The sequence below is a fragment of the Novosphingobium sp. ERN07 genome (assembly GCF_012641335.1).
GTDB lineage: Bacteria > Pseudomonadota > Alphaproteobacteria > Sphingomonadales > Sphingomonadaceae > Novosphingobium.
The window spans coordinates 20,478-40,682 of the sequence record NZ_JABAID010000020.1; the positions used below are offsets into that span (position 1 = coordinate 20,478).

Annotated in this window: 28 protein-coding genes; 3 read left to right on the forward strand and 25 right to left on the reverse strand. The window is 63.5% G+C overall.

The window, feature by feature from the left end; translation table 11 throughout:
* Positions 1 to 127: 127 nt before the first annotated feature.
* From HGI47_RS18475 to HGI47_RS18550, 16 genes are all read right to left on the reverse strand, one after another.
* Positions 128 to 637 (reverse strand): phage major tail tube protein, encoded by a 510-nt coding sequence (locus HGI47_RS18475; protein ID WP_062347166.1) that lies wholly within the window; start codon positions 635 to 637, stop codon positions 128 to 130.
* A 39-nt stretch (positions 638 to 676) separates the two neighbouring features.
* Positions 677 to 1,840 carry a phage tail sheath subtilisin-like domain-containing protein gene (locus HGI47_RS18480; protein ID WP_168854257.1) on the reverse strand — a complete coding sequence of 388 codons (1,164 nt, stop codon included), beginning with the start codon at positions 1,838 to 1,840 and terminating at the stop codon, positions 677 to 679.
* Between the two features lie 11 nt (positions 1,841 to 1,851).
* The gene (locus HGI47_RS18485; RefSeq protein ID WP_168854258.1) at positions 1,852 to 2,223 is read right to left on the reverse strand and encodes a GPW/gp25 family protein; all 372 of its coding nucleotides are present in this window, start codon (positions 2,221 to 2,223) and stop codon (positions 1,852 to 1,854) included.
* 97 nt (positions 2,224 to 2,320) lie between these two features.
* Positions 2,321 to 2,881: a phage baseplate assembly protein V gene (locus HGI47_RS18490; protein ID WP_168854259.1), complete on the reverse strand. Its 561-nt coding sequence runs from the start codon at positions 2,879 to 2,881 to the stop codon at positions 2,321 to 2,323.
* A complete protein-coding gene (locus HGI47_RS18495; RefSeq protein WP_168854260.1) occupies positions 2,881 to 3,099 on the reverse strand; it encodes a hypothetical protein in 219 nt (72 codons plus the stop codon). Before HGI47_RS18495 ends, HGI47_RS18490 begins: the two co-directional genes overlap by 1 nt.
* A complete protein-coding gene (locus tag HGI47_RS18500) occupies positions 3,038 to 3,373 on the reverse strand; it encodes a hypothetical protein (RefSeq protein WP_168854261.1) in 336 nt (111 codons plus the stop codon). The genes HGI47_RS18495 and HGI47_RS18500 overlap by 62 nt, the downstream gene beginning before the upstream one ends.
* Positions 3,357 to 3,740 (reverse strand): hypothetical protein, encoded by a 384-nt coding sequence (locus HGI47_RS18505; protein WP_168854262.1) that lies wholly within the window; start codon positions 3,738 to 3,740, stop codon positions 3,357 to 3,359. Before HGI47_RS18505 ends, HGI47_RS18500 begins: the two co-directional genes overlap by 17 nt.
* On the reverse strand, positions 3,707 to 4,318 hold the full coding sequence (locus HGI47_RS18510; protein ID WP_168854263.1) for a hypothetical protein: 612 nt from the start codon (positions 4,316 to 4,318) through the stop codon (positions 3,707 to 3,709). The genes HGI47_RS18505 and HGI47_RS18510 overlap by 34 nt, the downstream gene beginning before the upstream one ends.
* Complete coding sequence (locus tag HGI47_RS18515; protein WP_168854264.1) at positions 4,315 to 4,518, reverse strand: hypothetical protein; 204 nt, start codon at positions 4,516 to 4,518, stop codon at positions 4,315 to 4,317. Before HGI47_RS18515 ends, HGI47_RS18510 begins: the two co-directional genes overlap by 4 nt.
* Positions 4,518 to 7,211 (reverse strand): hypothetical protein, encoded by a 2,694-nt coding sequence (locus tag HGI47_RS18520; protein WP_168854265.1) that lies wholly within the window; start codon positions 7,209 to 7,211, stop codon positions 4,518 to 4,520. Before HGI47_RS18520 ends, HGI47_RS18515 begins: the two co-directional genes overlap by 1 nt.
* Positions 7,211 to 7,435 carry a hypothetical protein gene (locus HGI47_RS18525; RefSeq protein WP_168854266.1) on the reverse strand — a complete coding sequence of 75 codons (225 nt, stop codon included), beginning with the start codon at positions 7,433 to 7,435 and terminating at the stop codon, positions 7,211 to 7,213. The genes HGI47_RS18520 and HGI47_RS18525 overlap by 1 nt, the downstream gene beginning before the upstream one ends.
* Before the next feature lie 3 nt (positions 7,436 to 7,438).
* Positions 7,439 to 8,602 (reverse strand): hypothetical protein, encoded by a 1,164-nt coding sequence (locus HGI47_RS18530; protein ID WP_168854267.1) that lies wholly within the window; start codon positions 8,600 to 8,602, stop codon positions 7,439 to 7,441.
* On the reverse strand, positions 8,602 to 9,240 hold the full coding sequence (locus tag HGI47_RS18535) for a phage tail protein I (RefSeq protein ID WP_168854268.1): 639 nt from the start codon (positions 9,238 to 9,240) through the stop codon (positions 8,602 to 8,604). The genes HGI47_RS18530 and HGI47_RS18535 overlap by 1 nt, the downstream gene beginning before the upstream one ends.
* Positions 9,237 to 10,091 (reverse strand): baseplate J/gp47 family protein, encoded by an 855-nt coding sequence (locus HGI47_RS18540; protein ID WP_206066289.1) that lies wholly within the window; start codon positions 10,089 to 10,091, stop codon positions 9,237 to 9,239. The genes HGI47_RS18535 and HGI47_RS18540 overlap by 4 nt, the downstream gene beginning before the upstream one ends.
* 69 nt (positions 10,092 to 10,160) lie before the next feature.
* Positions 10,161 to 10,484: a hypothetical protein gene (locus HGI47_RS18545; RefSeq protein WP_168854269.1), complete on the reverse strand. Its 324-nt coding sequence runs from the start codon at positions 10,482 to 10,484 to the stop codon at positions 10,161 to 10,163.
* Position 10,485: 1 nt separating this feature from the next.
* The gene (locus HGI47_RS18550) at positions 10,486 to 10,671 is read right to left on the reverse strand and encodes a DUF6771 family protein (protein WP_168854270.1); all 186 of its coding nucleotides are present in this window, start codon (positions 10,669 to 10,671) and stop codon (positions 10,486 to 10,488) included.
* An 85-nt stretch (positions 10,672 to 10,756) separates the two neighbouring features.
* On the opposite strand from HGI47_RS18550, the gene HGI47_RS18555 reads away from it, so the two are divergent.
* A complete protein-coding gene (locus tag HGI47_RS18555) occupies positions 10,757 to 11,359 on the forward strand; it encodes an SOS response-associated peptidase (RefSeq protein ID WP_168854271.1) in 603 nt (200 codons plus the stop codon).
* Here the strand turns inward: HGI47_RS18555 and HGI47_RS18560 are convergent.
* The 9 genes from HGI47_RS18560 to HGI47_RS18600 all read right to left on the reverse strand — a co-directional run bounded on the left by HGI47_RS18560 (position 11,356) and on the right by HGI47_RS18600 (position 16,955).
* Entirely contained in the window at positions 11,356 to 11,910 is a 555-nt protein-coding gene (locus HGI47_RS18560) for a hypothetical protein (RefSeq protein WP_168854272.1), read from the reverse strand. The genes HGI47_RS18555 and HGI47_RS18560 overlap by 4 nt on opposite strands.
* Before the next feature lie 89 nt (positions 11,911 to 11,999).
* A complete protein-coding gene (locus HGI47_RS18565; RefSeq protein ID WP_168854273.1) occupies positions 12,000 to 12,479 on the reverse strand; it encodes a phage virion morphogenesis protein in 480 nt (159 codons plus the stop codon).
* 6 nt (positions 12,480 to 12,485) lie between these two features.
* On the reverse strand, positions 12,486 to 12,965 hold the full coding sequence (locus tag HGI47_RS18570) for a phage tail protein (RefSeq protein WP_168854274.1): 480 nt from the start codon (positions 12,963 to 12,965) through the stop codon (positions 12,486 to 12,488).
* A 4-nt stretch (positions 12,966 to 12,969) separates the two neighbouring features.
* A complete protein-coding gene (locus tag HGI47_RS18575; RefSeq protein WP_206066290.1) occupies positions 12,970 to 13,185 on the reverse strand; it encodes a tail protein X in 216 nt (71 codons plus the stop codon).
* Positions 13,185 to 13,688, reverse strand: a complete 504-nt coding sequence (locus HGI47_RS18580) for a head completion/stabilization protein (protein WP_168854275.1) — start codon at positions 13,686 to 13,688, stop codon at positions 13,185 to 13,187. Before HGI47_RS18580 ends, HGI47_RS18575 begins: the two co-directional genes overlap by 1 nt.
* A 119-nt stretch (positions 13,689 to 13,807) precedes the next feature.
* The gene (locus HGI47_RS18585; RefSeq protein WP_168854276.1) at positions 13,808 to 13,993 is read right to left on the reverse strand and encodes a hypothetical protein; all 186 of its coding nucleotides are present in this window, start codon (positions 13,991 to 13,993) and stop codon (positions 13,808 to 13,810) included.
* Positions 13,990 to 14,748 (reverse strand): phage terminase small subunit, encoded by a 759-nt coding sequence (gene gpM, locus HGI47_RS18590; protein ID WP_168854277.1) that lies wholly within the window; start codon positions 14,746 to 14,748, stop codon positions 13,990 to 13,992. Before gpM ends, HGI47_RS18585 begins: the two co-directional genes overlap by 4 nt.
* Before the next feature lie 217 nt (positions 14,749 to 14,965).
* The gene (locus HGI47_RS18595; protein ID WP_168854278.1) at positions 14,966 to 16,066 is read right to left on the reverse strand and encodes a phage major capsid protein, P2 family; all 1,101 of its coding nucleotides are present in this window, start codon (positions 16,064 to 16,066) and stop codon (positions 14,966 to 14,968) included.
* Positions 16,067 to 16,115: 49 nt separating this feature from the next.
* Complete coding sequence (locus tag HGI47_RS18600) at positions 16,116 to 16,955, reverse strand: GPO family capsid scaffolding protein (RefSeq protein ID WP_168854279.1); 840 nt, start codon at positions 16,953 to 16,955, stop codon at positions 16,116 to 16,118.
* Between the two features lie 171 nt (positions 16,956 to 17,126).
* Between HGI47_RS18600 and HGI47_RS18605 the strand changes: the two genes are divergently transcribed.
* Positions 17,127 to 19,043 (forward strand): terminase large subunit domain-containing protein, encoded by a 1,917-nt coding sequence (locus tag HGI47_RS18605; RefSeq protein ID WP_168854280.1) that lies wholly within the window; start codon positions 17,127 to 17,129, stop codon positions 19,041 to 19,043.
* Between the two features lie 10 nt (positions 19,044 to 19,053).
* Positions 19,054 to 20,160, forward strand: a complete 1,107-nt coding sequence (locus HGI47_RS18610) for a phage portal protein (RefSeq protein WP_168854281.1) — start codon at positions 19,054 to 19,056, stop codon at positions 20,158 to 20,160.
* The last annotated feature ends 45 nt before the right edge of the window (positions 20,161 to 20,205 follow it).

Below are 20,205 nucleotides of genomic sequence, written 5' to 3' on the forward strand. Positions count from 1 at the left end.
CGGGGCTCCTGAAATTGCGGGGCTGGTTTCCTGCGAGGTGGCGATGTGGGGGTTCAGGCCATCGCCACCCCGCAGCCCCCACCGGACGGCGCCCCGCAAAAGGACCGCCCGGTGAAGCTGAAGGGGATCAGCCGGAGATGATCGCCATGATCTCGGCGTAGCGATCGTTGCCGTCGACGAGGAAGATGCCGCGCAGCATGTCGATCTCGATCTCGGTGCGGCCATCGACCACGCGGCGGTAATAGGCGAGCGGCACCTTGTACTTCTGCTCGGTATCGTCGCCCGCCTTGGCCTTGCCGGGATCGATCTCGGTAAAGCGGCCACCGATGTAGACTTCGACCGCCTCGGCCGCGCTGCCGTTGTCGGCCTGATATGCGCCGATGAAGCGGACGCGGACGCCGTCAACGCGCGTGGTGCCGAATTTGCGGATCAGGCTGGCCACGTGCCCACCCATCGTGAGCGTGGCTTCCATCGCCTCGAGCCCCTTGTCGAGCATGACCGGGCCGAGCATCCCGCCGCCGCGCCACTCCTCGGTGGCGATCGCCAGCTTCGGCTCTTCGAATTCGGCCACGGTGCCGAGGAAGCCTTCGCCATCGACATAGGTGTTCAGGTTCTTCAGTTTGCGGGGGAGGCCCATTGCCGTGTCCTTTCAGAAGCTGGGGGCGCGCCTTGGCGATCAAACCGCGTTGGCGATCTGGTCGGCAAAGCCCGAATAGTAGAAATCGGTGATGACCAGGCTGACCTGCGGGTTCTCCATCGGAGCCACCGGGGTGTACTGGATGCGGAAGTTCGGACGGCCTGCGGCCAGCTGCTCTGGCGTGTTGGCATCGGCATCGAAAAGGATTTCTGCGCCCATGATCTTGCCTTCAACCACGAGCTGGCGGAATTCGGCGTTCACCGTTTCCATCAGGTCTTTCACGCGGGCCACGGTCATCGGCTGATCGAGGAAGGGCAGCACCGCCGCCGCGATGATATCCTGCAGCGCGTGGCTGGTGCGCACCGCGCTTTCAAAACTGAATTCGGGCGTATCCTCACCCGCGGTGGTGCGATTGCCCCAAAGCCGATAGCCCGACTGGCGAATGATCGTGGTCACCTGCGCATCGTTCAGAACGCCGGCATCGGTATCGTTGTCGAGCAGATCGAAGTGGACGTTCCGGGTGACGCCGGTGACGCCATAGAACGGCACGTTGCTGACCGTCTTGTGCCAGCCCTGCTCTTCATCGATGCGGGCGCGCAGGCCCAGCGTGCGCGCCACGATATCGCCCGCGAAATCAGGCGAGCTATCGGGCCAGAGCAGCATCAGTTCGCGCGCCGAAAATTCATCGCGATAGGTGGTGACCTCAGCGATGTCGTCGCCAATGGCCGATGCATAGACCATGCCGCGCAGCTTGCGGGCGGCGATGACCATCTCGGCCACGACCTCCTGCGTATCGAGGCCGGGGGCACCGATGATGCGCGGACGTTTGCCAACGACGGTTTCCGCCGCGAGCAGTGCCTGCAGGCCGGTGTAGACGTTGCCATCGGTCGTGCCGATCACGTTGGCATCGGTCTCCGCCTGGTCTTCGCCTTCGGCCACGCGCACCACGATCACCAGCGGGCTTGCCTCGTCGCCGATAGCCTCGAGTGCGGCCTTGAGCGTGCCCGCGCTACCTGCCTTGCCTGCCGCTGCATCGACGCTGGTGACCAGCACCGGGGTATCGAGCGGGAATGCAGCGTCGATCGCGCCCTGATTTTCGGGCGCAACTGCGGTGGACGTGGCGATCAGGCCGATCACTGCCATCGATCTGCGAGCGATGGTGCGGACGCCGGTTGCGGATTCGGTGATGGTCAGGCCGTGCATGGGCGGTTCCTTCAGCTGGACAGGGCGGCGGCATTGCGCCGGATCGGGATGGAGAGAGAGACGAGCGCGGTGGGATCGGGCGCATCGAGATCGTAGCCTTCGATGCCGATCACTGGTGCGCCGCCGGGGAAATCGCCCGAGAGCGTGACGCGGGTGATCTGAAAGCCGGTTTCCCAGCGCCGGATGGCAATGGCAGTGGCTGCGCGCAGCAGCATGGCTGTGGCGACGTTGAGCGGGCGATCGAGCAGTTCGAACAGCAGCGAGCCGAAATCCCGGCGCATCACGCACGAGCCGAGCGGCGTGGTGAGGATGCGGGCAATCGACTGCGCCCGGCGCGGTGCGCCAGTGAGAGCCTTGCCGGTGTTTGCATCCATGCCGATCATGATGTGGAGCCGATCATGAGGCGGACAGAAGCGCGCTTTGCGCGGCGCACGCCAGCGGGCGGGATGGTAGAGGCCGGGTTTACCGTGAGGAGAAGGGTTAGACCGGCGATCCGGTCTGGCTGCCGCCGCCTTGGACGCCGCCGTGCCTGTGCGATTTCAGGCTGATGCCATCTGCGGTCACATCGCCGGAAACGGTCACGTCACCCTCAATCGCCACCGGGCCGCGAATGGTCAAGCCCCCCGGCGCTTCGACCAGAGCAGTGGCACCGGCGGGCAGGATCGCGGTAAGCGCGTGGGTTTCGGGATCGTAGGCGATCTGCGCGCCGTCTTCATATTCCACCAGTTCTGCCAGCGTGGAACCGGGCGCGGGGTTGGTGTCGTTGTTCAGGCCGAGCAGGGCCACGCCGTTGCCGATCTGGCCATCGGGGCAGAGCAGCAGGCATTCTTCACCCACCGATGGCGGCGACCAGGTGCGCGTTTTCCCGGCGCGCAGGGCAAGCCAGCGGATGGGCGGGGTTTCGCCCCCTTCTTCATCATCGCCTTCGGGATCGGCAAAGCGGACCTGACAGCGCGGCGGCGCGAGCGTGACGGCGCTGATCTGGCCGAGGCGGATCAGGGTGGAGGGATCGAGCGGGATGTCTTCTTCGGGCGCGGGCATCAGCGGCGATTCATCGCTGTCTTGCGCGGCGCGGGGCAGAGGCGATCATGCACCGCATTGTGTTCGAGCGCTTCGGCCACGGTCTGTTCGGTGTCCCACTGGTTGCCGGGATCGGTTGTGCCAGCGGCGGGCGCAGGCTCTATCGAGATGCGCCGGTCATTCAGGCAGAAATCGCTGACAGTTTTCGGGGGTTCGAGCGGATCGCAGGCACTGGTCATAGCGAGCAGACCCGCGAGGATCGCGAATTTCGATACGGGCGGCATTGCCTTCCTCCGTGCGTTTGAGCGTGGTTTCCAGATCCTGCGCGCGCTGGCTGGCGGCACCGGCTTCCCGCTGGGTCTGGTTGTGGTGGGCGGCAGTGGTGCCGATGCGGTCGATCAGGAGCAGCACGGCCAGCGCGATCAGCAGCGCGGCAAGCCCGATCACCGACCAGCGCGGAAAGCCGAAGAGCGAGCGGGCGGCAAGCCATGAACTATCAGGAAACATTGGCATCCGCCTTCTCCCGTTCGGTATCGCCGCCTTCGAAATTGAAGGACTTGTCGCCGGATTTGCCCTGAAGCTTGCGCGGCGTGACCGCAAAGCCGAGGCCGAGCAGCACCAGCCCGATCGACCCCATCGCAATCCACAGCGTCCAGCGGATGGTGGTGGCGCGATTTACCTCGCTGGCGCGCGTCCACCCTTCGGCAGGCAGAAGCTGCGCCACGCCCCACCAGACGAAGGCGGTGAGCACAACTGCGCCCGCTACCGAAAAGACCAACGCGGCAAAGGCCCGCCAATCACGCGGGGGCCATGAAGGCAAGCGGGCGGGAAGGATATCGCGCAGGCTCATGCCGATGCGCCAGTCTTGCGCTGCAGCCATGCCTTGAATTCGGCCACCGACTTCCCGCGCAGGATCGATGGGTTGGCGGCGGTGGCCTGCGTCCCGGCCAGCAGATCGGCGCGATCACGATCCGCCGCTTTCAACACTTTTGCCGCCGTGCCCGCGCCAAAGAAGTGCGCGGCATAGAGTGTGGCCGCATTGATCGGGATGCCCTGCGCCTGCAAATATCGCGCGTTTTTCAGCGTGAAGCTGCGCGCGCGTGCGGTCTGCTCCTCAACCGGCGGACGCAATCCGCCGAACGCGAGGGCGGCGTTGCCACCCCAAGCGCCGCCTTCGCCCAACCAGGTGCTGCGGATGAACTGGTATAGGCCGCTGGCGGTGCTGGTGCTGGCCTTGATAAAGGGCCGGTTGCCGCTTTCGATCTTTGCCAGGATATCAAAATAGCCGGCGGGAATCGGATCGGCTGCGGGATCTGGGGCAACGTTCTTTTCGGGGCGCTTTACGTCGAAGGCATCGAGCAGATTGTCGAGTGCCAGCACGTTGCCGGGATCGTTGAACAGGCCGGGACGCGCAGCCGCGCGCACGGCATCGAAAATCGGTTTGCGGGGATCGTTCACGGCGTTTCGTCCTTTTTCTGGCGCTTCAGCAACCCCTGCACGGTCGGCGTTTCGTAGATCCTGATCAGCCACCAGATGATGGGGAGGATGGTGGCGATGGCAGGCAGCATGCTGATCAGGTTCCCCAGAACGGTGGCGAGCGAGAGCGCATCGAGCAGCTGCTTGAGCCGGTCGGGCAGGTGTTCGATCAGGTCACGCATTACGCCGCCTCCAGATAGCTTGGCGTGTGGTAGCGAACGCGCGGCCTGATCCCGACGAGATCGAGGCCTGCGGGCATCCCGGTTTTCACGCCGCGCAGGATGCTGGCCCCACTGACCGGATCGTCCCACGTGGTCTGGTTGATCGTGGGGTCTTGCAGCGGGTTGTGCGGGTTGTTGCCGAAGCCGGACCAGACCTTGAGGCCTGCGGGAAGATCGACCGCGAACGACACGGTAACTTCGAAGCGACCGGCGTGCGTTCCGCTGGCCACGCGACCGGGGGTGACCACCGCATTGCTGGGCCAGATCGGCGCGCTGCCATCGTCGTTGGCCGAATAGCGGCACCCGCCGTGGAAGCCCGCCCCGACCAGCTCCATGCTGTCGAACCACGAACCGCCATCGTCGAAGTAGAGCTTGAGCTCGCGCAGGCCCGTCTTGATCGCCGCGACTAGATCAGGGCCTTGCCCATCATGGTCGGCATCGCCGGTAACAAAGGCGATGTGCTGGCCGATGCGCTGCATGATCTTGGCTTCGGAGCCGTGCGGATCGGTATCCGCAGTGCCGTGGTGGAGCAGATCGGTGCCGTTCCAATGCTTGCGCAAGTCGAACGTCGAAGGGCCGAAGCTGTGGGCGATGCCATCTTCAACGCAGCGCTTTTCGACTTCGCGCGCGGCCTGATAGGCCTGCTCGCTGCCGCTGTGCGAAGACGAGATCGGCATCATCACAACGTGGGGCGGATGGTCAGAATCCATCGTGGCAAAGCTGCCGGGGCCAGCATAAGTGGCCGACAAGTCTGCGAAATAGGTGACCGCGTTATCGACGTTCGATTGGCCGGTGGTGTTGACGATCACGTCCACCCGCCCGCCCGCGTGCATGATTCCATCGAAGGCAGCATTGAACTGCGCGGTTCCGGGCACGCGCTGGCTTTGCGGTGTGCCAGACGTGCCCGCTGCAACCAGCGTCATCGGCAGGCCGGATAGCTGGCCGAAACGCTGCGATAGGTGCGCGGGAAGCGCATTGGCCGTCTGCACCAGCATTCGCCGGTCATAGGCATTGGTCGTGGCAGCATAGCCATCCACCCAGCGCGAACCGGGGTGCGGGGTTGCGGCTGTGGTCTGGGTCTGGTTGCTCTGGAAGACCGACAGCGACTGCCCGAACATCAGGACATTGATGCCAAGGCGCTGCACCATTGACGGCCACGGCACCGTGAGCAGGCCACCACCAACCGGGTTTTCCACATCCGTGCGCCAAATCCACGTTTCCAGCGGCTTGCCCGCGAGCCCGGCGGCGGTGTCGGCATCGATGTAGAACATGCCCTTGAACGTGCCGAACAGGCCCGAAATCTCGGTCACCGTTACGGCCACGTCTACCGCCGCATAGCCTGCAACTGCAACGGGCGAGCCGCTCGACCGGTCGTTGACCAGCGCCTTGACCTTGCCCATGCCCTGCACCGTGTAGCGGCCCTGCACGATCACCAGCGCGCGCCCATCGGCAAGGCGGCTGATCACCGGTGCTGCCTGTTCGAGCATGGCCACAGCATCGTTCGCCGGTTCGACGATTGCGAACCAGTCGAGATGCGTGGCCGGTGCATTGCCGGAAAAGCCGTGGCGGCGCGAAAGCGGGACGCTGCGCACCGCTTCGGAGACATCCTGCGGCGCATCATGGCCACGTCCGTTCATCCGCATTTGCAGAGTAACGGTGCTGTCGGCTTCCAAGTACTCGTGCGCCTGCACATCGTAAGGTTCGCGGCGCAGGCCATTGATCGCGCGAATGCTGGTGGCGCTGCCGCCCGCGATTTCGCGGTTGATGTTGATACGGCCGGAAAGCGGAGGGCCGAGAACTTCGGTGGAGGTGAAGCCGAAGCGGGTAATGTTGACGACGGTGTTGCCAGACGCAGTGACGTGGTCGTTGCTCAGGTTTGCGCCGAACGGGTTGGGCAGGCGGCGCGCGACGATCACCGTCTGCGATGGCGCTGTGGCGACAGCATAGTGATTGCCAGCGCCAGCCACCCCATTGCCGCCCGCGAAACCGGCAGCGACCGACATCGACGTGTCATGCGTGCCACCTCCGAGCGCATCGGTGGCTTTTTGCAGAGTCCACGTTCCGCCCCGGCCCTGCAGCGTGCGCCCGATGATATTGCCGGGGTTTGCATCGAAAGTGTCGAAGCTGGGGGCCTGCGCCAGCGCAAGGCCGATTACCGGGCCGACTTCGGCACTGGTGGCAATGGTCGTTCCGCCATCCCCGGTGGCGGTCACACGGTAGGCAATGTCTGCATCCTGATCGGCGAAATCCAGTTCGTAGGTTGCGCCGGTCGCGCCGCTGATCGCCGCCCCATCGCGCAGCCAGGCGCGGGCGGTGACTGCGCCGAAGCGGAGTTCGCCATCATCGCCGGTCAGCACATCGCCCACCTGCACAGTGCCGGTAATCGAAGGCGCTACATCCCAGATCGGCACCGGCGCGCCGGGGGCAGACCCAAGGTATTGCGCCAGATTGAACAGCGACAGCTTCATCTGCACGCCATCGACATCGATGCTGATCCACTCTGCGCCACTGGGTTCGGTCACTTCGGGCAGGGATGCCGGTCGTGGATAGATGCTGTCCACATCGGCAACGCGCGTTTCATCGTCCTGCACCAGGACAAATTTTTCCGTGCCCGATAGTGGATTGGCCGGGGGCACTTCGGTGATCTTGGGCATCAGGCCTGCTCCTCGCCCACCGAATTGCCCAACAGGCCCAGCGCGAACTTGTGCGCCACGCCTGCCGCAACCTCGTTGACCCGCGCCTCGGTAGCTGCGCGATCGTGCTTGCCACTTTCGGTCAGAACCGCGTTGACATCGCGTGTGTGCATTTTGCCGTCCGCCTCGAAGGTGACCGGGACGGTTTTGGTGGCAGCATCGAACCTGCCGATGGTGAATTTCATCGATCAGACCCCCTTGGTGTGGATGAAGAAGCGCACGGTGAAGTTCTCGGCGCTGTAGAGCTGGACAGTGGTTGGGCTGCCCACAGTGACCGTGCCGATGCCGCAGTTTTCGGAGTTGTTGTCGTCACCCACGGCCACCTGCACGCTTATCGTCGGGATCAGCCAGCTCGTGTGATCGACAGGGACGTTGAAAGTGGCAGAGGCATTCGCGGGCACATCAACCCAGCCCCACGTTTCCTTGAAACCATCGGAATATTCGATGTGCCCGCCATTGTCGGTGATGTTCGAAGAGACGACGCGGCGGTAGCTTGCGCCGTTGTGGCCATCGAGCAGGTCGGCATCGATGCCGCTGCCTGACCCATCGACCGTCAGCAGCTTCGCCAACACATCGGCGGCGGTATAGGCGGTCTGGTTGAGCGGGGTGTAACCGAGCCGCGCAACGATATCGGCGTACCAGCTGCCCTGCTGCCCGTCGAGCAGATCGGCATCGAGACCGCTTCCCGAACCATCGACCGTGACCAGGTGCGAAAGCACGCTGGCGGCGGTGTAGGCAGCGGCGGCAAGGAAATAGCCGATGTCCTGCCCCTGAAACCTGTCGGCATCGAGGCCCGATCCGATGCCGTCGCGCGCCTTGATCATGTCGAGCAGGGCAAGGCCAAGCCCTTCGGGCGTTACCGCGCGCTGGTTGTCGATGGCGTTAAAAGTTTCGGCCCCGGTGGCCAGTTCAACTAGGCCGCGCGTGGTGGTCGTTGCCGGCGGATTGGTGAAGATCGGATCGCCGAACGCAATCGAGGCCGCATCATCGCCCATCCACACGATATCGAAGACGACCAAGGCAAAGGCAGGCCCGGCCTTGTTGAGGATGGTGGAAGGCGCGGAATAGACCGCGAACAGCGTGCCGTCCGCCAGCCAGAGGCCAAGGCCGGTAGCATTCCACACATCGACGCTGGTATCATAGGCGCTCATGTGCGTGACGTTTGCCGCCACAGAGGTTCCGGCCACCGCAGCAATGCGCTTGAACTCTCCCGGCAGCGCGGTGAGCGTGGGCGCGACGACGAACGGCGTGGCGGTGAGGCCCAGTTCGGCAATCGTTACCGGATCGCTGCCCGATGCGGCCTGCACCGCCGCCAGCCCCGCAGAGGTGAGGGAAAGGACCAGAGCGGCCATCATTCGGTCTCCAGAAATTCGGTGCCGTCAGGCGTCAGGATCGGTTCGCCATCTTCGGTCAGCAGCACGATGCTCCAGTCGCGGCTCTCGTCGATTTCGGCCACGTAATCGGCGCGGTGCATCGTGCCGGGCAGCGCGCCGCCCGCAATCCACAGCGTGGCCTGCGCTTCGAGCGCGAAGACGAAATCGAAGTGGCTGCGCGCGTTTTTGGCCGCTGCCACATCGCGGATGATCGCTTCGGCGGTTTCGGTGGTGAGGAAACTGGCGTCGATCCCTTCCGGCCCGGCGGGGGCGCGCACTTCGAAAGTGAAGGGTTCACGGCGCGGGTTGGCTTCCCACCATTCCACGATATCGAGAAGCGGATGGAAGCGGGCCAGCACTTCCTCAGCCGCCGCGCGGGTGCCCTTGATCTGGTGGAACGGGATGGCCCCGGCCACGGCGGTGCGCTTTTGGCTTTCGGTCCACCCGGCGTCCCAATGACTGATCGCCAATCCCCAAGCGAGGAAGGGCAGCACATCGGCAGGGCAGGTTGCCGGGTTCCACAGATCGCCCACGGCGGACAGATCAATGCCGCTGCGCATCGCCGTTTCAAGCGCGCGTTCGCCGCTGGTGGCGTTGGGTGGCAGGAGCGAAGTCACAGGACCGTTCCCGCCACGGTCACATCGATATCGGTTGCGGCGGCGATTTGCGCGGAGGAGATCACGATATCGCCGGCAGGATCGTCCAGTTCGACGCGCTGCACATTGGCCACGTGCAGCGCCGCGATGATCGATGAGCGCGAAACATCGCGACCAAGGCGGCGGGCCGTGGCGAGATGGGCATCAAGACTAGCCAGCGCGGTCTGCAAAATCAGCGACTGATCCGGCCCGGCAAAGACCCAGAGCCGCGCGTCAATGGCGAACGGTACGAGCGTGACCGCCTGCACGATCACTTCATCGGTGAGCGGGCGCACCGGCCCCGCCACGACGCTGCGCACCGCATCGAGCACTTCGGATGACGGGACGCCACTGCCGCTTGCGGACAGCACTGTCACCACCACCTGCCCAGGCGTGGGTGAAACGGCGGTGGCATCGGCCACATCGGGATCGGCAGAGCGCGCGTGGAAGACATAGGCCAGTTCCGGCCCCGCGACCGAGAACGAATGCGGCGCGAGCTGGAGGCGCTGGCGCAGAGCGGTGTCGCCAGTAAGGCGACCCACGCCGAACAGCGCGGCCAGATGATCAAGGCGCGGCCCGGTGGCGAAGGCAATCAACATCCCGCGCGCGGCATCGTTGAACGCCTGGGCAAGGATCAGTTCGTCATAGCTGTCTGCCTGCAGCAGCTTCATCGCCGGATCGCTTTCAACCAGATCGGCAAAGGCCGGGAACTGCGCGATGGCGCTGGCCAGCTTGGCGGCAAGGCGCGTCTCGAAATCCGGCTGATCGATGATCGATGGCGCGGGAAGACCGGAAAGGTCGATGGCGGGGGATGATGCGATAGAACCGACCATGCCCGCCGGAATGGCGCGGTTCGTCGCGCGCGCGCTAGGCGCGGGCGCGGTAGAGGCCGGGTTTACCTGTCAACGCACGCGGGCAACGGCTCTTTTCCATTCGCGTTCATCGGGCCACGGCAGGGCGAAATCGGTTTCGGCCAGCCTGCCAAGATCGAGCTTCACCGGGTGGACCTTGCGCCGATGCGACGAGTGGCAAACGCGGCACCAGAAACGTTGGCGGGCAGGCCCAAGCCGATCATCCCATCCCCGCCGCTGGAAATGCCACCACAGCCCGAACGGGTTGAAGCTGGCCGAGTGACCGCAACTGCAGACGGGAATGACCGAATGCTTCAATGTGGCCGCTTCGAAAATGCAGGTCGGGACCATCAGGCCACTTTCCGACCACTTCATGTCAGATCAGATGGTCCTGCCGCGCAGGGGAAGGTTCAGGCGCTTCGACCTGCCGAAGGATGGCGCTGGCAAGTTCGAGCGCAGCGTCTTCACGCAGGAATGGCTTTGGGTCGGATATGCCCACGCGCGCCCAACCGGGGGCGTTCAACAGGGCATCGGCGATGCGAGCTTGATCGATTCGAGACATGCTGCAATTGGAACATAATAAGAACATTGGTGCAAGATGGATTCCCGGCGTTGACTCTGCGCTGACTGCGCGAGAGCATCGCCGCATGTGCAATCTATACCGAATGCGCGCATCGACGCAGGAAATCGGCCAGCTCTTCGGCGCGAAAGCGACCGAAGGCCTGAACGCAGCGGGCGAGATTTATCCGGGCTATCCGGGTCTGGTCGTGGCCGAAGGCGAAGTCCGGCAGATGACGTGGGGCCTGCCGCTGATCCTGACCGGAAAACAGGGACAGAAGCTGAAACCCAAGCCGGTGAACAACGCGCGCGAAGACAAGCTGCACACGCCGTTTTGGCGAGACAGTTTCGCCCGGCGACGGTGCCTGATTCCGGTGAGCGAATGGGCTGAAGCCGAGGGCGAAAAAGGCCGGATGACGCGCACTTGGTACGCCATGCCCGACGTTGAAACCTTTGCGGTTGGCGGGCTTTGGCGTCCGACCGCCGAATGGGGCAATGCCTATGCGATGGTCATGGTCGATGGGTGCGAACAGATGGCCGATGTGCATGACCGGATGCCGGTGCTGCTGCGGCGCGAATCGTGGGAACAGTGGACCCAAGGAACGCCGGAGGAAGCCTTTGCGCTGTGCCGGGTTTGGGATGGCGGTCTGGTGGTAGACCGCACGGCGGAGCGCTGGGCCAAGACGCGCTAGCCGTGGGTGCGGAAAATGCCTGTCTTCACTTTTGCAAAACGGGGGTCGTTTCGCGGAATCTTCGAAACTGAAAACGACCCGTCTCGCTTTTCGGACAATATTACCACCTCATCTTCTGATACAAAGCCGACATCTACATCGTGCTCGGCCATTACGATCGTCATATTCCGACCAACCATCACTGCGACTTGCTGGCCATGTAGCTCAGCAATTCTGGCCCAGCGCTTTATGTCAGCGTAATAGGGTTGAGTGCGCCAAACATTCGGCGTCGCACGATCTACTCGAACCAGCAATCGGCTATCATCTTCCAGCTCAACAACCATCTTCGCTCGGGATGGAAACCAATGCTCACCTGTTTCCGACCAATAAAGATAGCCACACCCATAGGCTGCACACGAAGGCGGTCTGTCAGCGTAGATCGAGCAACCTTTGCCTTTTCGGACATGCTGACACCAAACCCCAAAAGGCTTTTTGAGCTCCTCAATTGCCAAAACTTTGCAGCACATGCTGCAAGTGCCGCAACTGCGACCGAACACAATTTGAGCCTCCATTTCGTTCGCCTCTGAGAATCGCAAATCCGAAAATATCAACGGTTTTGCAGATCAGAACGGAAAAGGAACGATTCGGCAAGGTAGCAAGCTTACTCCGGCCCGATCATCGCTTCGGCCACATTCATCGCCAGATCCTCGTCCTCTGGTGAGAGCCCCATCAGGCGGCGCACCGGGTAGCGATAGCGGATCGGGGTGCGGTCTCGCAGTCTGCCAATCGTCTTGGTTTCGCCGAACTGGCTGACCGAGGCAGCCCGATCGACCAGCGGGGATTCCGCCGTCACCGTCACGCCATCCTCGGTGGCATCGATGCGCCAGTGTTTGGCATAGCGCAGGCCCTGAAACATCTTGCCGCCCGCCTTTTCGCGCAGGCGTCCGCGCCGGTCGTATCGAGCCTTCTTTGGCTCCATCGGCGTGCCATCGGGCTGAACGTTCTGTCCGATGCGCTTGAGGTTCGACTTGCGCAGATCGCGGCCCAGGCGTTGCGCTGCCCGCTTGCGCTCTGGCGGGGAAAGTCCGTGCAGAACCTGCCCCATCCATTCGTCCAGGCGGGAGAGATCGTCGTCGGCCATGACTGTTTACGCGGGTGTGGGCACGAGTTGTTCGCCGCCGAGCAGGATCGCCGCGATATCGGGGGCCATGCCTTCGGCGCTGGCTTCAGCAAGCACCGGATCGTCCTGTTCCAGCGCTTCGACGATCTCTTTGCCGTCTTCGATGCGGACATCGTAGTTCTGGGTCAGGTCGATCTGGATCAGGACGTCGGCAGTGCCATTGTCGAGAATATCGGCATCGAACGTGAAGCTGTCCGCGCCGGGTTGAAGCCGATCGGGCTGGTTGGTCCGCAGCCACCGGGTGACCGCAAGAGTGATGATCGAAAGATCGGTGCGCACGCCGATTGCAAGCACGTTGAGACGGAAGGCCAGTTCGAAAGAGCCGTTCGCGGTCTGGCGCGCGCGTGCCGAGCCGCGATCAATCCAGACCGGCAGCATGGCGGGATCATTGTTCGCCTCGGGGATTGCGGCGAGCAAGGTGGCCTTCAGGCTGTCGATCTTGCGCATCGGATCAATCCCATAGCTGGACGGTTTCGCGCATGGCGGTTGCCGCCTCTGCCACTTCGGGAAGCGTCAGTTCGGTGCCACCGGGAAGCCGGGGGCCAAGCGCAGCGATGCCGGGATTGAGTTCGAGCACCTGTTCGGTGACGTTGCCGGTGCGGCCCAGCACGCGCCAGCAGACTTCGTCGACCGTCTCGCCCTCGCGCGCGGTGGCGGTGATGGTCATCAGATCAACTCTACCCGATTTCGCGGCACATCGGCGCGGGTGCCGCCGGGGGCGAAGCTCTTGAGGTCGGCCACGGCAGCCCAGGCGCGGCGGTAGTACTCGTCGGCACCGTCTTCCTTGTCTGCCGCGCGGTCGAGCCCGCGATCGGTGGCGGTGATGTCGCGGCTTCCGGCGAAGAGATCGGCGGCGGTGAGCGAGATGATCAGGCGGTCCCACAGCACTTCAGCCTGAGTGCGATTGCCCAGCATCTCTTCGGTGACTTCGGCCAGTCCGCCCGCACCGGCCAGAACATGCGCGGTGCGCCAATCGGCAAGCTGGCGAAAGGCGGTGAGCATCGCTGCCTCGATGGCGCTGATCAGACGATCGGTCGTGACCTCGCCATTGCCGAGGCGGACAGCGTTACGCACCATCGCCAGCGGGATGTCAGGGAACCAGCCGTCGGCGCCGACCGACGCTTCTGCCGGATCGAGCGGCTGCACGGGATTTGCGGTCAGGCCTGCCATCGGGGTTCACTCATCCAAGTTCTGGCACGGATATTTTCGGGGGGTGAGGATGGGATCGGGCGGGCAATGTCTATGCCGCCCTTTCCCATCCGCCCCCCGAGCGCCGTGGGGCGGGACGTTCAGCCGGGAGGCACTGCAGGCGTCGATGAAGACGGTGGAGCCTGCAAAGCTTCGGCAATTCGGGCAAGATTGAGCGCGGCACCACAGCAAAGCTGCATCGCGATATCGCCGCTGGCGTCATCGTCACCGGCGTGGATCGCTTCGCCCAGGCGGGCGGTGAGTTCGCGGACCTGATCGGGAGTCATTGACCGTTTCCTTCGCCTTCCGCGAGCAGCTTCTTTGCTTCGCGTTCGAGCCGTTCGATGTCCTTCTTCACGCCGACATTGCTGTCGAGCTGGAGCGCGCGGCGCAGGGCTTCGAGCGCGGTCTGGACATAGGCAGCCTTGCCGCCAGCGGGGGCGTTGTCTGCCGCGGGGTCGAAGTGGGCAGCGCGCTGGGCATAGCGGCGACCAATGGCCTTCAGCAGCTTGGCCCGCACGGCATCGTGCATGTCGTGGCCTTCGACGATTTTCTGCACGGCGAGCAGCTGGTCGAGGTTGACCGCGTCGAACTCGGCATTGGCGATGGTGGCGACTTCCTCGGCCAGATAGCACGCAGGGGTGCGGGTGAAGCCCTGCGGCATGGCAAGGCCGTGGCTGATGGCATGGGCGGCAAGGCGCAGCGCATAATCGAAATCGCGATAGTCGATGGCCCAGACCAGATTGACGACGAGGATTTCATCCTGCGCGGCTTGGCCTTCAGCGGCGAGCACGCCTTCGATCCACGGCGCGAAGGCGCGGGCCATTTCGACCTTGACCGGCACGCGGGCCTCGTGGCTGGCAATATCGGAAAGGGAGCGCAGGTTGCCATGCAGCAGCACGCGCAGGGCGGCGTATTCCTGTCCGGCGGCCGTGCTGCGCTCGGGTTCCCGCAACTCGATAGTGCGGGCTGTTTCGGGAGCCAAGGTACCCGACATGATGCCGAGGACGCGCTGCTTGTGACGACGAAAGGGGCTGCTCATGCGGGGCGCTTTCTTGTGGCCGACCGGACTAATGCCCGCTTTGCGGTCATGCCGCCGGTCTTGGAGGGAGGCCGCGCTATCCGGCGCGCGGCCGACCGGTTCGGTTAAGGAGCATTCGCTCCCCTCCCCGGCCTCTGATGTGGGCTCTTGCGGCAACCGACCCGGATGTCAGCGACCGCCTTCAGTGCCCTCCCGGCGTGGTATTACGGGCGCGATTTTATGGGCGGACGCCGAACTCGATGTTTTCGGCCAGAACCATGAAATCGGTGTCTTCAATGACGTAGCCTTCGTTGACGCTGTTGTAGTCGACGAGGCTTGCTTTGTTTTCCGGCTCATCCTTGATGTACCGGCGGCGCGAGCCTTCCTGATAGTACATCGACAGATTCTTGAGCGGCGTGATCGCCATCGTCTTTTCCGGGAACTTCGGAACGATGGCCGCGCGTCGCCCGCCGATCTGCTTGGCCGACATGATAATATCGCCCACCACTTGGTCAGACGTTGAGCGGCCACCGTCGATCGTGTCCGAAAGCGGACGGTTGATCATCGGGAAGTACTTCTCATCGACCAAGTCCTGGCTAACCACGACCACATGATCGGTGCTGTTGCGCGCCCAGCTGGGCATACCCGAAGCGAGATCATAGGCCAGCGCGTCGATGTTCTTGTAATCGCCATCGGAGCTGTCAGCATCAGGCCCGATGTAGATCGGCGCAGCGGCACCAGTGGCAGTGGTGACGCCGCCGACAGTAACCATTGCGCGGCCCATGACGTGACTCGGCTTTTCAAGGCGCAGCTTCTGCAGCCAGCCAATGTTCACATCTTCACCAAGCGGGTTGTCATCGGCATCGGTGCTTGCGGCGGCGGCGAGGCCGTTCCAGCCAACGGAAATGCGGCTGAGCGCAACCGAGATAGCGACGTGGCGCGCATAGCGCTGGGCGAAGTCCGGGAACTTCGACCAGTTGTCGATGATCTGCCACGGCAGCTTGGTGTTGAACTCAGTGTCATAGAGTCGGTACTCACGACCATCGAGCTTGCCGACGTACCGCGGCTTGCGCGGAAGATCGGCCTCTGCGGTGCGCGATGCGATCATGTCCTCGGTGCCAAGACCGATGACTGCACCAATGAGATCACGAACGCCAATGACGTTGATCTGCTGCAGGAAGCCCACTTCCTCGCGCTGAAGGTCTTCAAGGCGCTGCTCGGCAGTGGGATCGAGCGAGAACTGGTGAGCCACGCCGCGCGTTGCGCCGTTAAGCTGCACGATGGCATTGAACAGGCCGTCAAGCGCCCGGCGGCCGCGATCGGAAAGAGTGTAACCCATGTCTGTCAGGTCCTATTGAGGGGATAAGCGGGGCGGGCGGCGGACTGGATCAGAAGATCCCGGAATAGTTGGTGGCGTTGCCATCAGAGATCGGGCGCTGGCGGTACTTCTGGTCGGGGGTGCGCTCCTGCACCTCCTCGATCTTCTTGAGCTTGACCGCGAGGGCATCGGCATCGGCGCGGAATTCGGTGCGCAGGCCTTCGAGCGCGGTTGAGAAGGTCTTGCCCAGGTCTTCGAAAAGCGGGCGCAACTGGGTGAAGTCCATCGCCGTGGCCGCATCGGGCTTGTCGTCCGCCTTGGGTTCGGGCTTTTCCTCGGTCTTTCCGCTGAACTTGGCGGTGAAGGCATCGAGCATCGAGCCGAACTTCGAGAGCAGAGCGCCGCCGCTTTCGATGACATCGCCATCGGCGAATTCGAGCGGTTCGGCCTTGTCCGCAGAAACAGTGAGAGCGCCGGGAAGCGAGCGGTTGAACTGCAGGCGTTCGGTGGCGATCGAGGCGGGGCTGTCGGTCAGCGCGCAGCCCATCATGTAGGCAAAGCCCTTGCCACCGAAGTTGGGTTCGATCTCGATCGAAGGATAGACCTTCTGGCCGGCCTCGTTGAGCTTCTTGGCATCGTCGGTCACATCGAGCACGCCGTAGAGCGCCTTGCGCCTTTCGGTCTTGCCGTTGAAATCGACATCGACCTCACCAATCGAAAGTTCGACCACATCGCCATAGGCGCGGAACGGACCTTCGCCGCTGATGCCGCGAATGTGTTCGATGTTGACGCGGGCACCGTATGTCTTCGGATTATAGCTCGACACCATCTCCTCGAGCATCTTGTCGTCAATCGTGCGGCCATCGACGGTGGAACCGGCAGTGGCGAGCAGGAGGGGCTTGGTCTTCATCGAAAGGGCTCCCGTTGGGGCGTTGATGCCTGGGCGGCTTTGGGGGTCGGCAAGTTGTGCCCTTTGAGGCACCGGCGGCGCGGCCAAGGCAACGCGCCTGCGCGGTAGAGCGCGGGTTTACCCGGCGAGGCAGGCGACAGGAGACGGGGTTCGGGGTGCATGGCTTGACGCATGCCCAATGCCTTGCTCCCGCATCCTGCCGCCGATGCAGACGACCTGCCCGCGATCAGCAGGCAGGTGAACCGCGCGCAGCGGCGAGAGGCGCGATCGCTCTACCATCGCGGGTGGACTGCCGTTCAAATCTCGCAGGAAATGCAGGTTCCCTATGGCACGGTGGCCGCGTGGAAGCGGCGCGATGCGTGGGACCAGGACGCGCCGATCGCGGTGGTGGTGGACCGGGTTGAGGCGAAGATCGCCATGCTGCTCGACAAGGAGCCGTTCACCGAAGGCGACATGAAGCGGGTCGATTTCCTGATGCGCCAGCTTGAGCGGGCCGCGCGCATCGAGAAGTACAACAAGACCGGAAAGGAGGGCGACCTAAACCCGAAAATTGCCAACCGGAACGACGAACCGGCGAAGGCCAAGCGCGCGGAGAAGCGCAAGAACTTCCTGACGCTCGACCAGTGGCAGCAGCTTCTGGACGATTTCGAGGCGTGGCGGTTCGAATATCAGGATCTGTGGTGGGAGCAGCGCGACCAGCGCGTTCGCAAGATCCGCAAGAGCCGTCAGGTGGGTGCGACGGTCTATTTCGCGCGAGAGGCCTTTGCCAAGGTTGGCGAGGCGGTGCTGCGGGGTGAGCAGCCGCGCAACCAGAATTTCATTTCGGCCAGTGAGCGGCAGGCGCTGAAATTCCGGCGCGAGATTTACAAGTGGGTCCGCAAGGTCACCGGGATCGAGCTTAAAGGCAAGATCATCGAGTTGGACTTCGTCGGGCAGTACCCGGAAGACGATGATGGGCAGGCCGATCACAAGCCCATCGAATCGGTCGGTTTCTACTTCCTTTCGACCAATTCGGCGACAGCGCAGGGCGAAAGCGGCGACTTCTACTTCGACGAATACGCGTGGGTTCACGGTTTTGCCGAGCTGGCCAAGGTCGCCAGCGGCATGGCCACCCACAAGATCTACAAGAAGACCTATTTCTCGACGCCATCGACCAAGACGCACGAGAGCTATGCCTTCTGGTCGGGCGAGGAGTGGAACAAGGGCCGCGCGAAGGGCGATCAGAAGCCGTTCGACATCAGCCACAAGAACCTGCGCCGCGGCGCGATCATGCCGGATGGCAGCTGGCAGCAGATCCTCACCGTCCACGATGCCTGCGCGCTTGGCCTCTCCGCCCTGGTCGACGTTGACGAGCTGCGCCGCGAATATTCGGAAGACGCGTTCCGCAACCTGTTCGAGTGCGAGGACGTGGACGATGCCGAAAGCAGCTTCCCCTATGCCCGCCTCAACCCGGCGCGGGTGGACAGCTTCCTCAAATGGCGCGACTTCCACCCGGCGCTGGTCGATGTGCCCGGTGGCCGTCCGTTTGGCGACAAGCCGGTGTGGCTGGGATACGACCCGAACAAGCAGGGCCGCGACGATGCCGCGCTGATCGTGCTGGCCCCGCCAGACAAGGCCGGTGGCAAGTTCCGCGTGCTCGAGAAGTATCGCCTCAACGGGCTGGACTTCGCCGGGCAGGCCGATTTCATCAAGGCGGTGGCGGGCCGCTACAACGTGACCGATATCTCGATCGACACGACGGGATCGGGGCAGGCTGTGTTCGAGCTGGTCGGCCACTGGTTCCCGCTGGTGCGCAAGATCGAATATTCGGTGGCGAGCAAGACCGCGCTGGTCATCAAGGGGCAGCACGTATTCCGCGCTGGCCGCATCGAGTTCGACGCCGGGTGGACCGACCTGATGCAGGCACTGATGGCCATCCGCCCTACGCTTACCGCTAGCCAGAAGGGCGTGACCTATGTCGCGCGGCGCAATGGCGAGATCGGCCACGCCGATATCGCCTGGGCGCTGCTGCACGCCCTTTCCAACGAACCTTTGGATGTCGGGACCGAGAGTGAAGCCGCTGGCGGGACCGTGAAGTTTTTCGATTGAGGAGCCGAGCATGACCACGAGGAAGACGAGCGCCGTAGCGGCCCCCGCAAAAGGCAAGCTCTCGCGTATGCCGTCAAAGGGCCGCGAGGTGCAGAGCCAGTTCTTCACCTTCGGAGATCCCGAAAGCGTACTCGATCGGCGCGAAATCTCGCAGTATTTTGAAATCTGGCACAACGGACATTGGTATGAGCCGCCGCTGCCGACCGCGCGGCTTGCCCAGGTGTTCAACATGTCTCCCTATCATCGCAGCGCGGTCGCGTTGAAGGTCAACATGCTGGTTTCGCAGCAGGTGCAGAGCCGGTGGCTGGGTGGCGACGACTTCGAGCGATGGGCACTGGATTTCGTGCAGATGGGCAATGGCTACCTCGAGCAGGTGCCTAACCTCGGCAACCGGGTGGCAGTGATCAGGCATGCGCCTGCGGTCCACATGCGTGCCGGGGTGAAGGCCGATGTGTTCTGGTTCATCAACGGCCCGATCGGGCAGAGCCATGAATTCGAACCGGGGCGCATCTTCCAGCTGCAGCAGCCCGATGTGGCGCAGGAAATCTATGGCCTGCCCGAGTGGCTATCGGCGCTACAGAGCGGTCTGCTTTCCGAGAACGCCACGCTGTTCCGCCGTCGCTACTACCTCAACGGGGCGCATGCCGGGTTCATCCTCTACGTCAGCGAGCCGCTGGCCGATCAGAAGACCGTCGACCAGCTCGAGGAGAAGATGCGCCAGTCTAAGGGCGTGGGGAACTTCAAGAATATGCTGGTCCACATTCCCAAGGGAAAGAAGGACGGCATCCAGGTGATGCCGATCGCCGATGTCACCGCGAAGGATGAGTTCTCGAATGTGAAGAACATCAGTCGCGACGACATGCTCGGCGCTCACCGCACGCCGCCGCAGCTGCTCGGCGTGATCCCGCAGAACAATGGCGGCTTTGGCAGCGTCCGCGATGCGCGCGACGGCTATTACGAGCTGGAGATCGTGCCGATCGCGCGTCGCATGCTTCGCGTGAACGACTGGGCTGGCGTGCCGGCGCTTTCGTTCGCCGACTACCTTTGCGCCGATGGCTCGGTGATCCGGCAGGAAGGCAACGGCTTTCGGAAAATCCCGGCGTCGCAGGTGCGATAGCGCGACGGCGGGGGACCGGGCGTTGCAGCGCCCAAGTCCGACGAA